Genomic DNA, 15908 nt, shown 5'->3' on the forward strand with positions numbered 1-15908 from the left:
CCTCAGAAGATCGAGGCGGAGAGGCTGACGAGGATGCGGTCGGCGGGCTTGGGCGCCTTGGGCGCGACCCGATCGAACGGGTGCGCCCAGGCGAGATCGAGCGAGAACCACGGGCCGATCTGCGCGCGGACGCCGTAGCCGGCCGAGCGCAGCGTCACCTGGTCGGCGCCCGGGCCGATATTGGTGAGCCGCACCGCATCGAGGAACGCATAGGGGCGGAAGGCCGAGCGCTTGGCGAAGGCAAAGGGCGCGGTGCTGATCTCGAAGGTCGAACCCAGCGCCCGGTCGCCCGAGGCGGCCGAGGGGTCATAGCCCCGGCCGATCGAGAGGTTGCCGGCGGCGAACTCCTCATAGGAGAGCAATGGCGTGTCGGTATATTGCCAACTGGCCGAGACGCTGGCGGTCACCGGGCCGACGACCCGGCCGCCGACCGAGAAGTCGGCGCGGACCACCGTGGCGTCCGGACGCCCGCCGAAGCGCGAGGCGACCCGGTTGCCATAGGGCGTGGCGCCCAGCCCGTTGATGCCCTTGCGCAGCTCGAGCGAGCCGGTGGCGGCCACCGAATGCGAGGCGAGCTCGCGCGGCGCGAGATGGCCGTCGAGCCGGGCGAAGAAGACGCGGAGCTTGTCCTCGGTCAGCGTGGCGATACCGCCGCCGAATTCGACCTTCTGGTCGATCCATTCCAGCCCGCCCGACAGGTTCAGATTGTAGCGGCGGTGGCGCAGCAGCGGATAGGTGAGCCGGGCATTGCCGGCGAAGCTGTTGCCCAGCAGGTCGAGCGGCTTGAGCGCGGCCCCCGGCCGGGTCCGCGCGAACGAGCCGGACAGATCGAGCTGGAGGCCCTCCCCGCCCAGCTTGACGCTCTCGGTCAGCTGGATGACTCGCTGCTCCGGACTGGAGATCGTGCCATAGCCGACGATGGTGGTGCGCTCGCCGAGGGGCGTGAAGCTGTTATAGTCGACGCGCGCGGTGGCGAGATCGCGGCCGATCGAGTCGGAGCCGTAATCGTTCACCGCGAACGTGGCGGTGACCGGCGTGCGCGAGACGGCGATGTCGAGATCGACCGCGCCGCTGCCGCCGGGCGACTGCTTGAGCGAAGCCTGGACGATCACGCCGGGAATGTCCGAGGCGAGCAAGAGGTAGCGCTGCGCGACGTTGAGATCGAAGGGCGTCATCCCCTTCAGCTTGTCGAGATAGCGCTCGACCTGGCGCTGTGCCGGGCCGACATCGCCGTGATAGCTCACCGAGACCACATGCGCCTCGACGACGGAGAGGATCAGCTTGCCGTCGGCGATGCGCTGCTGGGGGATTTCCACGGCCGCCAGCACGCCGCGGCGCAGGTAGAGCGCCGCCACCCGGTCGCGGATCGTGCAGATCGTGGCGATCGGCACTTCCCTGCCGAGCAGGTCGGCATAGGCGAGGCGCAGCCTGTCCTCGCCCAGCGCGAGCGCGCCATTGGCGCCCTGGAACTCGACGCCGGTCAGCGTGACCTTGAGATCGCTGTCGGCGAAGGGGCATGGCCCCGTTTCCATGTCGCGGAACAGTTCGCCGCGCGGCGCGGCGGGTATCGGCGTCTGCTGGGCCGGATTGAGCTGCTGGCGGGTGGGCAGCACCTGCGCGGCCGCGGGCAACGCCAGCGTGGTGCCCCCGAGTAGCAGGAACATGGCAAGCGTCTTCCGCCCGCTCGGGAGATGCTGCACGGCAACCTTCGGCATCGCTCGGCCTTTTTTTGTCTGGAACTGGGGAACCCGGAGGCCGCTCCGCCCCACGACCCGGGCGAGCGATCCTGCCTGCCGATCGTACCGCAGGCGGGATATTGCGTCTGTCGCTACTAATAGTGACAGCTGCGGAATGACGTTACGGAACCGCGGCATCGCTGCCCCATGTTCCCGCATTCGCCCCCGTCCCGCACCCAAGTCACGACAGGAAAACACCAATTTCATCGACGCAGGCCCCCGACCGCGATCGTGCAGCCACGATCCGGAACGGAGCTGCCTAGGCAGCCACACCGGGGGCGAATAGCTCCCATATGGTAGTGGTTTCGGCGCGGTTCATCTTCGCGGAGAAGCCGACAGCCGTGCGTCCTATCCGAGTCGGACCGCGGGCACCGACATGGCCAGGCGCACGAGATCGAGCTGGCGATGGCAGCCGGTCTTGCCCTGGATCGTCTTAAGCCGCGTGCGGGCGGTCGAGAGCTGGATGCCGAGTTTCTCCGCTGCCTCGTTCAGCGGCACGCCGGCGATCACCGCATCGGCAAGCTTCTCCTCCGCAGGAGACAGGGCAAAGCGCCGCGCGATCCAGGCGACCGCGCCGGGCGGCGTGTCGTCGGGATCGGATATGACGAGCAACACCTGCCCGGGCAGGGTCGGCAAGCCGAACTCGGCCGCGGCGGCGATCGGCCAGAGCATCGCGTGCAACGGCACCCCGCCGGCGCGGCGCGGCAGCATCACGCCGGAAAGCTCGCCGCTCGCTTCCATCGGCGCATCCGCGCTGGCACGGCAGGCGGCAAAGGCAAGGTCGAGCGCGCGGCTGCACCTGTCGTCGAAGCTGCGCGGCTGGCCGAAGCGGTTGAGCATGATCCCCTCGCCACGCGCGACCAGCGCTTCCGCACGGCGGTTCATCGTCATCACGCGCCCTTCGCGATCGAGCACCAGGGCGGCATGCATCCAGCCGTCGAACACAGCCTGTGCGGCCATGCCCGCCATGCGCGCGTCCATCAGCGTCCGCCGCAGCTTGAACGCGCGGCCGAAATGCGGGGCGAGCAGCCGGAGCAGCTGCATCTGATGCTCGCGCCGCGCGGTGTCGTTCCGCCGGTCGGCGAAGGAGAGCGAGGCCCAGCCCCCTGGTCCGCGCTCGAGCACCATGCCGGTAGCGTGATGGCCGATCCGGTGGACGCGCATGAAGTCGTTGTAGTGCTCGGTGCCGAACAGCTCCTCCTCGCGAATGATCGCCTCGCTCCGCACCGGCTGGCCGACGCCGTTGCGCGGCACGAAATCGACATAGGGGCTGTTGGAGAAATAATGGGCCGCATAGTCGCGCATCGCGGCATCGGAATAATTGGCCGTCACCGTGAGCGCGGCCGCCGGGAGATGGCTCTCATGGCTGAACAGCGCGACGGTGATCTCGGGGTAGATCTCTTCGACGCGATCGACCAGCCGCTGCCAAAGGCACGGATCGAGCGCGGCTTCGTAGATACCGCCGACCAGTTCCGCCACCAGCAGCGGCGTCAAGGGTTCCGGGCTTGGCATGGCGCGACTCTTGTTTGTGCCCGACCTGGGAAATGCGACATTAGCCAGGGCAAGGCTCCGGAACAAATTGTAACGAACACGAAATATCGCGTATGTCGCTATTTCTAGGGACAAGCTCGGGGCCGTTGGAATGGTAAGAGCGCGAAAGCCGGGCGTCGCCACGCGCCCATCCGATCGCCGCCACGGCCACGCGACGGGACGCGGGCCGCTCCAGGATGCCCCGATGCCCGATTCCGCCTCGCCACTGCTCAAGGTCGCGCTGGTGGAGGACGATATCGCCTTCCAGAACAGCTTCGCCGCCGCGGTGCGCAACTCGACGGACATGCAGCTGATCGGCATGGCGCACAATGTCGCCCAGGCGCGCAGGATGCTCGCCGGCGATCCGCTCGACGTGCTGGTGGTCGATCTGGGCCTGCCCGACGGATCGGGAATCGACGTCATCCGCGCAGCCCATGCGAGCTGGCCCGATTGCGGGATCATGGTGAGCACCACCTTCGCCGACGAGAAGCACGTGATCGCCTCGATCGAGGCGGGGGCGGCAGGCTATCTGCTGAAGGACAGCTCGGCCGAGAAGATCGCCGACGAGATCCGCGCGCTCCATGCCGGGGGCAGCCCGATCAGCCCGCGCATCGCCCGCCAGATCCTGCTGCGCTTCCGCCCGGTCGAGCAGGCACCGCAAGTGCCCACCGCCGCCGCGCTGGCGACGGCGACTCCCATCGCCTCCCCGCTCTCGCCGCGCGAGCGCGAGGCGCTCGAGCTGATCACCAAGGGCTTCAGCTATGACGAGATCGCCGAGCTGATGCTGGTCTCGCGCAACACGGTGATGACCTTCGTCCGGCGAATCTACCAGAAGCTCGAGGTCACCTCGAAGGCGGAAGCGATCTTCGAGGCCCGCAACCATGGTATTCTCTAGGTCGCTGCGGACCTTCCTCGTCTATGCGGGCCTGGCGACGCTGATCCTCGCCGCCCTTTATCTCGGATCCCGGCCGCAGGGCATTCACCTGACCCGCGCGCAGCTGCTGGTACAATATACCCAGGGCTATCCCCCGCCATCGCGCACCGCCGACTGGCGCGCGCTGCCGGGCCGGTGGCAGGACATCGCCCTGCCCCATGCACCCCGGCCGCACATGCTGCCGGGTGCCGGCGATGCCGGGCTGCTGCCCACCCAGACGACCTGGTATCATTTCACGATCGATCCCGCGCAGGCGGCGCCGAGCGGCGCCTATCTCTACATCCCGCGCTGGAAGACGGATGGCGAGCTGGCCATCTATGTCGACGGGCGGCTCTTCTACCAGACGCACGCCAATCTCCAGTGGAACGGTTCGAACCGGCCGCTGTGGATCCCGCTCGAGGAAGCCGCCGAGAGCCCCCCGCCCCGGGACCTGCTGATCCGCATCCGCCACGTCCGGGGCATCGGCGGCGCGCTTTCCACGCTGTGGATCGGCGATTATCGCCAACTCGCCGCAGCCTATTACACCCGCGCCTTCTTCCAGGCCGAGCTGCCCTATATCAGCTCGGCGATGTTCCTCGCGACGGGGGTGTTCGCCTTCCTCGTCTGGCTGCGGTCGCGGCGCGAGACGCTTTACCTTCTCTATGCGCTGATGACCGTCGCGACGTTCCTGCGCGTGATGCACGCCTATATGGGTGCGGACCGCCTGCCCGTCTCGGACGCCTGGTTCGGCTGGGTCACGGTCAATTCGGTGGGCTGGACGATCCTGATCGCCCATCTCTTCCTCACCGCCCTGCACCATCACCACGCACGCTGGCTGACCGCGGTCATCGCCGTCATGTGCCTTGGCTTCGGCGGGATCACCCTGCCGCTGTTCGAAGGGACGGCCGACGCCACGATCGTCTCGCCGCTGATGTACATCACCATGGTGAGCGTGGGCACCTTCACCTTCATCGTGCACATCGTCTGGAGCCGCCGCGCGGGCACCATGGAGGGGATCGGGCTGGCGATCTGCGGCCTGCTCTCCTTCATCCTGGGCGGGCGCGACATGCTGCTGCAGAACAACATCATCGACATCGAGAGCCTGTTCGTCTCCTTCTACGCGCAGATCGCGCTGATCATCGCCTTCTGCCAGATCATGCTGAGCCGCTACATCAGGGCAATGCATGCCGTGGCCGAATCCAACCTCGTGCTCGCCAGCCGCCTGGCCGAGCGCGAGGCAGAGCTCAACGCCAGCCATCAGAAGCTGCGCGAGATCGAGCGGCGCGAAGTGCTCTTCCAGGAGCGCCAGCGCCTGATGCAGGACATGCACGACGGGCTCGGCTCGTCCCTGGTGAGCACGCTGCGCATGGTCGAGCACGGCCATATCGACGAAACGGACATCGCCCAGCTGCTCAAGGGCTGCATCGACGACCTGAAGCTCACCATCGATTCGATGGAGCCGGTGGAGACCGACCTGCTGCTGCTGCTCGGCACCCTGCGCTTCCGCCTGCAACCCCGGCTCGAGGCTACGGGCATCCGCCTGCGCTGGGACGTGCGCGACGTGCCGCCGCTCCCCTGGCTCGACCAGCGCCATTCGCTCCACGTGCTGCGGATTCTGCAGGAAGCCTTCACCAACGTGATCAAGCACGCCGGCGCGAACGAGATCGTCGTCACCACCGGGGTGCGCGACGGCCAGGTGTGCGTGGGCATCGAGGACAATGGCAGAGGTTTCGACGCGACCATGGCGGCGCAGGGCCGCGGCCTGGGCAACCAGGCTCGCCGGGCCGAAGTGATCGGCGGCCGGGTCGAATTCGAATCGACACCGCGGGGTACCCGCTTCACGTTGTTGCTGCCGATCGAAGGCGCCCGCACCCAGCCGGCCTGATCCCGCTTCGCCAGGCCTTCGCGCTCGCCAATATTTCCTTTGCTGAAACTCCTATCGAATTAGGGGATTTTAATCGCACGCAGCACGAGGCAGCTTCCATGCGTTCGACGTCCCCCGGCCAGCCGGACCCCACCCTTGCCGCCGGGATCGCGGACGCCGTCGCCGCGCTCAATGCCGTGCGCTCGGCCTGGCGGGCGCGGCAGCCCGGCCGGGGGAGCGTGACTCGCTTCCCTTCCCCGGCCGGCCTGGCGCGCGCCGTCGAGCATCTCTCGGCGGCACTCTTCCCCGCCAGGCTGGGCGGCTTCCGTGACGGCCCGGCGGGCGAGGACGATTTCGTCGCGGAGCAACTGCACCGCGCGTTGACGCTGCTGCGCGAGGAAGTGGCGAGCGAGCTCGACTATTGGCAGGCAGAATCCGACCAGCCCTTCGAGCCGGATCAGCCCGATGCGATCGTCCGCCTGTTCGCCGCGACGCTCGCCGAGATCCGCGCGCTGGTCGATGCCGATGTCGAAGCCGCCTTTGTCGGCGATCCCGCCGCGCGCAGCACCGACGAGATCCTGATCAGCTATCCGGGCGCGCTCGCCATTCTCCATCACCGGATCGCGCACCAGCTCCACACGCTGGGCGCGGTGATCGTCGCGCGCGTGATCTCCGAGCTGGCCAATGCGCGCACCGGCATCGACATCCATCCCGGGGCCACGATCGGCCCCAGCTTCTTCATCGACCACGGCACCGGCGTGGTGATCGGCGAGACCGCGATCATCGGGCGGGGCGTGCGCCTCTATCAGCACGTCACCCTGGGCGCACGCAGTCCGCTCGGCCTGGCACCCACCGGGCCGCGGACCCGGCACGCGCGCCACCCGATCGTCGAGGATGGCGTCACCATCTATGCCGGCGCCACGATCCTGGGCCGCGTGACCATCGGGCGCGGCAGCGTGATCGGCGGCAATGTGTGGCTGCTCGACGATGTGCCGCCCGAAAGCGTGGTGGCGCAGCCCGAGGCGATCCGGCTGGGCCCCGCCGCACGCGACGCGCTTTCCGAGCGGCTGGCGGAGCACGGCGCATGAGCCCGCTGATCGGCGTTCTGTGCTGCAATGAAGTTGCCGACCGGCCGATCCAGGCCGTGGCGACGCGGTTCATCCGCCCGCTGGCCGAGATTTCCGGCGCCACCGTGCTGCTGGTGCCCGCCGTCACCGGCGCGTTCGACGCGGCAGCGCTCGCCGCGCGGCTCGACGGCCTGCTGCTCACCGGTTCGCGCTCGAACATCGCGGCCCGCCGCTATGGCGGTGACGGCATTGCCGAAGGCCCGCTCGACGAGGAGCGCGACGAAGCGGCGATCGCGCTGGCCGGCCGCATGATCGATGCGGGCCGTCCGGTGTTCGGCATTTGCCGCGGCCTGCAGGAGCTCAACGTGCTGTTCGGCGGCACGCTGGCCGACGGTCTCGCCGCGCATCACAGGGAGGGCGATCATCTGCCCTATGAAGCGCTGTTCGACCATGACCACGACGTGGACCTGCGCGCCGAAGGCCTCCTCGCCGCCATTACCGGCGCGCGGCGCATCCGGGTGAACTCGGTGCACCGGCAGGGAATCGAGCGCCTCGGTCGCGGCCTGACGCCCGAAGCCCATGCCGCAGGCGACGGTTTGGTCGAGGCATTCTCGGCCCGTCCCGCCGGTGCACCGGTGCTCGCCGTGCAATGGCACCCGGAATGGGACGCGGCCCGCCGGCCCGAAAGCCGCGCCTTCTTCCACTTCGTCGGAGAGGCGATCGCGGCCTGAGCCGCGCGCCCCGGCCGGCCGGGGGGTTCAGCCCCCGCGCAGGCTATCGGGCACCACGCCGCCATTCTCTGCGAGCTTGGCCATCACCGCCTGGTGCAATGCGATGTTCTGCTCGGCGGTGCCGGGCTCGCCGGCATGCACGTCCAGCTCGTCGGCAAGCTGTTTGCGCGCATCCAGGCTGGAATCGAGATCGAGCAGCTTGAGCAGATCGACGATCGATGTCTGGTAGTTGCCGCCGCCGCCCTTCATGCTCGCCATCTCGGACAACACGGCGCCCACATCGACCGGCGTGGCATCCGCGGTGGGAGCCGGCGCCGCAGCCGGGGCGGCTTCCGCTTCCGCAGGTGCGGGACTCGGGGCGGGTGCGTCCGCCTTGTGGCCGAAGATCTTGCCCATGATGCTACCGAAGATGCTCATTCAATCCTCCCGTCACGTGCGATGAAGCGCAGGCGCGCCGGTTCAAACGCGCATTGCGTCAAAAGGGTTCGGGCGGAACGGGCAATAGCGGCACGCGTTCACGCCATGGCTCCGCACCAGGGGCTCGAACAGGAGGTAAGGATGCAGGTTCTTCGCTGGATGATGCTGGGGGCCGCCGGGCTCGCGCTCGCAGGCTGTGGTTCGAAGACCGAAACCACCGGCTCCGATACGACCACCGTCGCCACCAACACCGACGGTTCGATGATGGCGAACGGGATGGGCACGGCACCCGCCGCGTCCGCGGGCCAGGCCTTTGCAAATGCCGCCGCGGCGAGCGACGCCTTCGAGATCGAGACTTCGAAGCTCGCCCAGGGCCAGTCGCAATCCGCGGCGATCAAGAAATTCGCCGACGCGATGATCAAGGCGCACACCGAATCGACCGCGAAGCTCAAGACGGCGGCGAGCGCGGCCGCGCCCGCCATCACCCCCGATCCGGCGCTGACGGCCGCGCAGCAGCAGGCGCTGGATTCGCTCAAGCCCCTGAAGGGAGCCGAATTCGACAAGGCCTATGCCGCCGCCCAGGTCGATGCGCATCAGAAGACGCTCGACGCGGTGAAGGCGACCGTCGGCAACAAGGACGTGCCGCAGCAGCTGCGCGATTTCGCCACCAGGCTGATCCCGACGGTGACTGCGCATCTCAACATGGCCAAGGGCCTCAAGTCCTAGATCCAAGGGCGGCCCGCGAGCGATCGCGGGCCGCTGGCCGCCGCGCCCCCTCCCCGGCCCGACCGACATTTTTTCGGCGGGATCGGCTTCTCCCTGCGTCTCACGGAATGACACCGCGATCAGCGCGGCAGGGAGGGACAATATGCGAAACAGGGGGCTGTTCTCGGTCCATGGCTCTGGCTCCGCACTGGCGGCGGCCTTGTGGTTGTCCGCCGCTCCGGCCGCGGCGGCGCAGCAGGCCCGCAGCTTCAACATTGCCGCCGGGGACCTGGGCAGCGCGCTGAATGCCTTTGCCCGGCAGGCGAACCAGGAGATCATCTTCTCCAGCGCGATGGTGGCGGGCAAGCGCACAAAGGGCATCCATGGCAGCCTGACGCCGCGTGACGCGCTGCGGGTCCTGCTCGAGGGAACCGGGCTGAGCGCCGAGGGCGGCAGCGTCCTCACCCTGCGCAGGATCGCAAGGCCCGAGGACGTGCGCCGCCAGACGGCAAGTTTCGAAGCTCCGGCCGCCCCGGCACGCGACCAGGATCGCACCGATCAGGCGCCTGCCGCACTGGCGGAAGCCGCTTCCGAGGGCGCCGAACTGATCGTCACCGGCTCGCGCATCGTGCGCAACGGCAACGACGCTCCGACGCCGACCACGGTGCTGAGCGCCGAGGACATCTCGGAGCGCAATCCCACCAACATCGCCGACTATGTCAGCCAGCTGCCCGCGATGGGGACCGGCAACACCCCGCGCACGACGACCCTGTTCGCCAATGCCACCGGCGGCGCGAACCAGCTGAGCGCCCGCGACCTGGGCGTCACCCGCACCCTGACCCTGCTCGACGGCCGCCGCGTCGTCGGCTCCGGCATGTCTCCCGCGGTGGACATCAACATGCTGCCGCAGAACCTGGTGCAGCGCGTCGACGTGGTGACCGGCGGCGCCTCTGCCGCCTATGGCTCGGATGCCGTGGCCGGCGTCGTCAACTTCATCCTCGACACGAAGTTCACCGGGCTGAAGGGCGGCTTCAATTTCAGCCAGACCGACTATTCCGACGGGCGCGTGGTGACCGGCGACCTGGCCTGGGGCGCCAGGTTCGCGGGCGGGCGCGGCCATGTCCTGCTGAGCGGCAACTACTACAAGGGCGACCGGATCGACTTCTATCACCATGTCCGCGACTGGTTTCAGCCGGGCCTGCGCCTGATGAACAATCCGGCATGGACGGCGACCAACGGCGAGCCCGGCCAGATCGTGCGCACCGATGCCGGCTATAACAGCACGCCGGGCGGGGTGATCGCCACGGGGCCGCTGAAGGGCATGTCCTTCGGCCCGGGCGGCACGGTCGGCACCTTCGTGTTCGGGCCGATCCAGCAGGGCCAGGTCCAGGCCGGCGGCACGGTGGAATCCATGCCCGTCCGCGGCGCGCTGATGCCCGACGACAAGCATTGGAGCCTCTACGGCCGTCTCAGCTACGAACTCACCGACGGCATCAACGCGATCGTCGAGGCGAGCTATGCCGGCAACGACACGATCAACTGGTCGGCCGTCTACAACCGCCAGGGCACCACGGCGATCACCGTCACGCGGGACAATCCCTTCATCCCCCTGGCAACGCGGCAAGCGATGGACTCGGCGCAGGTCACGTCGTTCCAGATGAACCGCCTGTTCTACGACATGATCAACACGCCGGGCTCGCATATCGGCGAGGCGGGATATAATCGCCGCCAGGATCGCGTCCTGCTCGCGCTGGAGGGCAGTTTCCTCGGCAGCGGCAAGTGGCGCGCCTATTATCAGCGCGGCCACAGCAAGGTGTGGTACACCCGCGACAACAACATCATCCTCAGCCGGTTCAACCAGGCGATCGACGTGATCGCCAATCCGGCGGCGGGCGGCGTGGCCGGAGTGGCGACGGGCACGCCGATCTGTCGCTCGACGCTCGCCAGTCCGGGCAATGGCTGCGTGCCGATGAACCTGTTCGGCGAGGGATCGCTCGGCGCGGCCTCGATCGCCTGGGTTACCGGCCATGCCGACGGGCTGCGGACGCGCCAGGACCTCGATTTCTATCAGGACGTCTGGTCGATCGACGCACAGTATAATCCGTTCTCGACCTGGGCGGGGCCGGTCTCGGTCGCCGCCGGCTTCGAATATCGCAAGGAGTCCTTCTCGTCGACGGCCGACAGCTATTCGCTCCAGTCGCTGTGGAACGTCGGCAACTTCAAGGGCGGCAGCAACGGCTATAATGTGAAGGAGTTCTTCGGCGAGGTCCTGGTGCCGCTGCTGAAGGATTCGGTCGTCGCGAAGAGCCTGGAGCTGAACGGCGCGATCCGGCGCACGGACTATTCGACGAGCGGCCCGGTGACGACCTGGAAGGCGGGACTGAGCTGGGAAGTCGTCGACGGGCTGCGGCTGCGCGGCACGCGCTCGCGCGATATCCGGGCGCCGAACCTCAACGACCTGTTCGCGCCCGCCAGCCAGTTCGTGAACGCCTATCTCGACCGGACCCAGCCGGGCAGCCCGCAAGTGCCGAACACCACGCTGAGCGGCGGCAATCCCAACCTGACGCCGGAAATCGCCGATACCTGGACCGCCGGCGGCGTCTACACGCCGCGCTGGCTGCGCGGCTTCAGCTTCTCGGTCGACTGGTACAAGATCGACATCAAGAACGCGATCACCGCGGTCGGCGCCCAGCAGATCATCGACATGTGCTACGGCTTCAACCGTCCGGTGAACCCGGCGGCGTGCGGCTCGATCGTGCTGGCGCCGGGCGCCACCAACCTGGTGAACGCCACCATCTATACCAGCGGCATCAACGCGCAGAACGTGGCGGTGGAAGGCATCGACTATGAGGCGAGCTATCGCGCCAATCTCAGCGACATCGCCGCGAAGCTGCCGGGGTCGATCAACCTGCGGCTACTGATCTCGCAGCGGCTGAAGGACGAGACCAACCTGCCCGGAGATTCCGCGCCGCCCATATTGGGTACCTTCAGCAGCCTGAAATGGCGCGGCCTGATGACCGCCAGCTATGCCGTCGGCCCGAGCCGCACCACGCTGACGACGCGCTATCTCGGCCCGGGCAGGATCACCAACCAGCCCGAGACGAGCCGGACGGGCATTCCGGACGCGCTGAATCATGTCGATCCGGTCTGGTATTTCGAGCTCGCCCAGAATGTCGACGTCAACCTTGGCGGCCGCAAGGTCACGCTGTTCGGGGTCGTGGAGAACCTGTTCGACCGCGCGCCCGAACCCATCCCCAGCAGCGGCACCTCGTTCGGCACCTCGGCGCCCTATGACATGATCGGCCGCAGCTATCGCATGGGATTCCGGTTCAAGTTCTGACCTGCCCGCCGCCATCCCGGTGCAGGCCGGGATGGCGGTTTCGCCCGAACGAGAAGAACCCGTGCGCGCTTGCCCGCACGGGTTCGTCCTGTCGGCAGGGAATTCCCTCAGCGCGGCGCGCGACGGGGTGCGCGGCCGCCAAAGGTGACGAGGCTCTCCGCGCCGTCGGCCGACAGGGCGGAAACGCCGATGAACACGTCGTCCACGATCACGTCCTTCAGCACCGTCTCGCCGGCCGTGGCCGGCACGTCGCGCTGCTCGGTCCAGTCCTGCTTGTCGTTGCGGCGCCAGCGGACACGATAGCCGGCCGCATCGGGCACCGGAGTCCAGGTCACGGTCGTGTTCATGCCGAGCGCACCGTTCAGGCTCACCTCCGCCGGCGCCGCGGGCGCGGCGGCGAGCCGCGCGATGGTCGCGGCGTTGATCGCCGTCACCTTGGCGAGATAGGGGAAGTCCATCTTGTCGACGGTGTCGCCATATTCGATGCCGCTCTCGGTGCGCAGGTCCTGGTGCTGCTGGTTGTAATTCTCGATCCCCACCGAGAAGCGCACCGCCGGATAGCCCAGCTTCAGGAACGGCTCATGGTCGCCGCCGCGGCCGAACCGGTCGTTGCGGCGATCGACGAACACGTCGAGCCCGCCCGGTATCCCCTGCGCGACATGGTCGATCGCCTTGGCCAGGGCGCGGCTGGGGCCGTCGTCCTCGCCGCCATTGACGCGCCGCGCCATCTGACCGGCCAGATCCTCCGAGGCACGGATCCCCTCGGAGAAGACCCGCACCCGATCCGCCACCCGTGCGCCGTTCTGGCCGACGGTATTGCCGACGATGTCGTTGTTGAGCACCGCCGTGACGTTCCATCCCCGCGCCTTCGCGGTCTCGGCGAGCAGCGTGCCGCCGAGCAGCCCCTGCTCTTCGCCCGAGAGCGCGGCATAGACGATCGTCGCCTTGAACTTCCTCTGCGAAAGCAGCCGCGCCGCCTCGAGCACCAGCGCCACGCCCGAAGCGTCGTCGTTCGCCCCCGGGGCATCGCGCGTGATGTCCATCACGTCGCTGACGCGGCTGTCGATATGGCCCTGCACGATCACCACGCGGGCGGGATCGCTGCCCGGCTGGATGGCGAGGACGTCGACGACGTTGACGCCGGCCGGCGCCCGCTCGTTGGTGAACACCCGCTCGATCGTGGAGACCTGGATGCATCCGCCGCACCGGGTCGCCGTCTTCTTCATCTCCTCGCCGAACCAGCGGCGGGCCGCGCCGATCCCGCGCTTGGGATCGTCGGGCGAGGACAGGGTGTGCCGGGTGCCGAAGCTCACCAGCTTCTCGACATCGGCCTTGAGCCGGGCCGGATCGGGCTTGTCCTGCGCGGCGGCCGTGGCCGGCAGCAGGGCGGCGGCGAGAGCGAGAGACGAGTATCGCATGGTCTTCCCCTTGGTCATTCGGCGGTCGGCCCGGGCCGTTTCGAGACGAATATCCTGCCCTCGCCGTCGTTGCGGACTTCGACGGGCAACGTCACTTGCAGCGCCTCCAGGAAGCCGGCCTGGTTGCTCGTGCGGAACATGCCGTTGATCCGCAGGTCCGCCACGGCGGGATCGACCACGATCTTCCGGCTCGAATATTCGTTCATTTCCTCGACGGCGCTGGCGAGCGGCTCGTTCTCGAAGAAGACCTGCCCCTCCGCCCAGCTCATCGCGCGCTCGGTATCGACGGTGCGCAACTTGGGAAGCGCGTCCCCGGCCGTCGCCACGAGCTGCTGCCTGGGCGTCAATATCTGCTGGGGGGAGCCGCGGCGGAACTGCACCGGCCGCACCGCGACGCTGCCCTCGGCCAGGGTCACTCGCAATTCGCCCTTCGAAAGATCGACGTCGAACACGGTGCCGAGCGCGGTGATCGTCCGCTCCCCGGCCCTGACGACGAAGGGCCGCCGCGGATCCTTGGCGACCTGGAACAATGCCCGACCGGCCAGCAGCGTGACGTCGCGCCGCGACGCGCCGAGCAGCACCGAAAGCCGCGTGCCCGAATCCAGCGTCACCACCGAACCGTCCGCGAGCGTCACCTTGGTCCGCTCGTTCGGCGACGTCACATAGACCGAGCCGCCCTGGAGCTGGGCGACGATCTCGGCACCGCGCTCGGTCTGGGCGCCGATGCTTACCATCACGATCAGGACGATGGCGGCAGCGACGGCGAAGATCGACGCCAGGCGGCGGCGCCGGATCGCATCGACGCCGTTGCGCGCCTCGTCGCGCAGGGCACTGAGTTCGGGCAACCGCGCATGGGTCCGCAGCTCCGACAACGCCATCTGCAAGCGTTCGTGCGTGATCCGGTGCAGCGGGTCTTCCTGCAACCATGCCTGGAAGGCCTGGCGGTCGCTGGACGTCGCCGTGGCGCCGCGCAGGCGCGCATCCCAGGTCGCCGCCGCTTCCTCCACCTTGTCGAGGGACCTGCTCATCGGGCTTTCCGGAGACGGTGGAGCAGATGGCCGTTCGCCCTGGCCATGTGCTTTTCGACGGTGCTGAGCGACAGGCCCGTGCGGCGCGCGATCTCCACCTGCGCGACTCCGTCGAAATGATATTGGCTGAACACCACGCGCACGATTTCCGGCAGCTCGTACAGCGCGGCGATCATGATCTGCAGCGCTTCGCGGCTCTGCAGGATGCGTTCGGGAGAGAAGCTCGCCTCGTCCTCGATGTCGAAGCCCTCGGGTGCCGGGCTCATGATGCTGCGCACGTTCGCGCGGCGCGCCTTGTCGCGCAGGACGTTGGCGGCGACCTGGAAGACATAGCCCTGGACATTGGCGATGGCCGCCAGATCCTGGGCGGCCAGCCGGCTGAAGACATCCTGCACCAGATCGTCGGCATCCTCGAAATGCTCGACCCTGCGCTGGAAGAAACGCAGCAGCGGCACCCGATATTGCGCGACGACTTCATCCAGCCCCGGGTGCCTGGCGGCATCTGGCATGCAAGCTCCTCCCGACCCCTAAGACGCAACCCCTTGCCCATCCCGTAAAGGAAAAGTCGAGCCGCCCGGCCTTGTCGCACCATTTCGGGGGATTCGGCGCAAGGGCCGGGAAGGAAGAGTCGGGAGACGCGATCGTGAGGAGGCGAATCCGCGCGTGATCGCGCGGTGCCGGAAGAGCCCCAGCAGTCGAGCTTCGGCACACGATCCCCGCCCGGCGGGGAAGCCGATCGCCCGCTAGGAGGCGGTGCCGGGTGCCCCCGTCACCGCCCCGCGCATCAGCCAGCCGACCCATAGCAGCACGCCCAGCAAGCCGCAGATCAGCACCGGCACGGAAAGCGCTTCGCCGATGCGCGCATGGCTTGCGACCGCGCCGCCGAGAAAAGCCGTCAGGACGGCGCAGCCCATCGCCCCCAATCTGCGGGTAAGGAACGCGCCAACGCCGAGGATCAGGATCCACGCCAGATAGGGAAGCTGCCCCGGCGGATAACCGATATGCTCCTGGGCGCCGGCAAGAACATCCGGTGCCAGCAGCATGACCAGCGCATCGGCCAGCAACAGCGCGCTGACGAGGATCGAGCATATCCACCCGGCACGCGGCCGGGCGGAGACGGACAATGGTCTGAACAGGATATGCAACGGACGAATGTTCC

The 15908-nt window shown here is 68.1% G+C and carries 13 protein-coding genes; 6 read left to right on the forward strand and 7 right to left on the reverse strand.

The window, feature by feature from the left end; translation table 11 throughout:
* Positions 1 to 2: 2 nt before the first annotated feature.
* Together BGP17_RS06845 and BGP17_RS06850 are read right to left on the reverse strand one after the other, a co-directional pair.
* Positions 3 to 1715: a ShlB/FhaC/HecB family hemolysin secretion/activation protein gene (locus tag BGP17_RS06845; RefSeq protein ID WP_286711455.1), complete on the reverse strand. Its 1713-nt coding sequence runs from the start codon at positions 1713 to 1715 to the stop codon at positions 3 to 5.
* Positions 1716 to 2084: 369 nt separating this feature from the next.
* On the reverse strand, positions 2085 to 3230 hold the full coding sequence (locus tag BGP17_RS06850; protein ID WP_286711456.1) for a helix-turn-helix transcriptional regulator: 1146 nt from the start codon (positions 3228 to 3230) through the stop codon (positions 2085 to 2087).
* Between the two features lie 241 nt (positions 3231 to 3471).
* Here BGP17_RS06850 and BGP17_RS06855 point away from each other — a divergent pair, with 241 nt between their 5' ends.
* From BGP17_RS06855 to BGP17_RS06870, 4 genes are all read left to right on the forward strand, one after another.
* Positions 3472 to 4161, forward strand: coding sequence for a response regulator transcription factor (locus BGP17_RS06855; protein ID WP_167298042.1), 690 nt, complete (start codon positions 3472 to 3474; stop codon positions 4159 to 4161).
* On the forward strand, positions 4148 to 6064 hold the full coding sequence (locus BGP17_RS06860) for a sensor histidine kinase (RefSeq protein WP_286711457.1): 1917 nt from the start codon (positions 4148 to 4150) through the stop codon (positions 6062 to 6064). Before BGP17_RS06855 ends, BGP17_RS06860 begins: the two co-directional genes overlap by 14 nt.
* Positions 6065 to 6162: 98 nt before the next feature.
* Complete coding sequence (epsC, locus tag BGP17_RS06865) at positions 6163 to 7131, forward strand: serine O-acetyltransferase EpsC (RefSeq protein ID WP_167298040.1); 969 nt, start codon at positions 6163 to 6165, stop codon at positions 7129 to 7131.
* A complete protein-coding gene (locus BGP17_RS06870; RefSeq protein WP_167298039.1) occupies positions 7128 to 7841 on the forward strand; it encodes a gamma-glutamyl-gamma-aminobutyrate hydrolase family protein in 714 nt (237 codons plus the stop codon). Before epsC ends, BGP17_RS06870 begins: the two co-directional genes overlap by 4 nt.
* A 27-nt stretch (positions 7842 to 7868) precedes the next feature.
* Here the strand turns inward: BGP17_RS06870 and BGP17_RS06875 are convergent, their stop codons facing one another.
* Complete coding sequence (locus BGP17_RS06875; RefSeq protein WP_086128747.1) at positions 7869 to 8258, reverse strand: DUF3597 family protein; 390 nt, start codon at positions 8256 to 8258, stop codon at positions 7869 to 7871.
* 141 nt (positions 8259 to 8399) lie between these two features.
* Between BGP17_RS06875 and BGP17_RS06880 the strand changes: the two genes are divergently transcribed.
* Complete coding sequence (locus BGP17_RS06880; RefSeq protein ID WP_167298038.1) at positions 8400 to 8984, forward strand: DUF4142 domain-containing protein; 585 nt, start codon at positions 8400 to 8402, stop codon at positions 8982 to 8984.
* A gap of 142 nt (positions 8985 to 9126) precedes the next feature.
* Positions 9127 to 12303, forward strand: a complete 3177-nt coding sequence (locus tag BGP17_RS06885) for a TonB-dependent receptor (RefSeq protein ID WP_286711458.1) — start codon at positions 9127 to 9129, stop codon at positions 12301 to 12303.
* A gap of 107 nt (positions 12304 to 12410) precedes the next feature.
* Here the strand turns inward: BGP17_RS06885 and BGP17_RS06890 are convergent, their stop codons facing one another.
* From BGP17_RS06890 to BGP17_RS06905, 4 genes are all read right to left on the reverse strand, one after another.
* Positions 12411 to 13721, reverse strand: coding sequence for a M20/M25/M40 family metallo-hydrolase (locus BGP17_RS06890; RefSeq protein ID WP_286711459.1), 1311 nt, complete (start codon positions 13719 to 13721; stop codon positions 12411 to 12413).
* A 14-nt stretch (positions 13722 to 13735) separates the two neighbouring features.
* A complete protein-coding gene (locus BGP17_RS06895) occupies positions 13736 to 14749 on the reverse strand; it encodes a FecR family protein (protein WP_286711460.1) in 1014 nt (337 codons plus the stop codon).
* Positions 14746 to 15258, reverse strand: a complete 513-nt coding sequence (locus BGP17_RS06900) for an RNA polymerase sigma factor (RefSeq protein ID WP_286711461.1) — start codon at positions 15256 to 15258, stop codon at positions 14746 to 14748. The genes BGP17_RS06895 and BGP17_RS06900 overlap by 4 nt, the downstream gene beginning before the upstream one ends.
* Before the next feature lie 234 nt (positions 15259 to 15492).
* A complete protein-coding gene (locus BGP17_RS06905) occupies positions 15493 to 15873 on the reverse strand; it encodes a DoxX family protein (protein ID WP_286711462.1) in 381 nt (126 codons plus the stop codon).
* Positions 15874 to 15908: the final 35 nt, after the last annotated feature.

Origin of the sequence: Sphingomonas sp. 67-41, assembly GCF_001899725.1 — a bacterium.
Classification (GTDB): Bacteria; Pseudomonadota; Alphaproteobacteria; order Sphingomonadales; family Sphingomonadaceae; genus Sphingomonas; species Sphingomonas leidyi.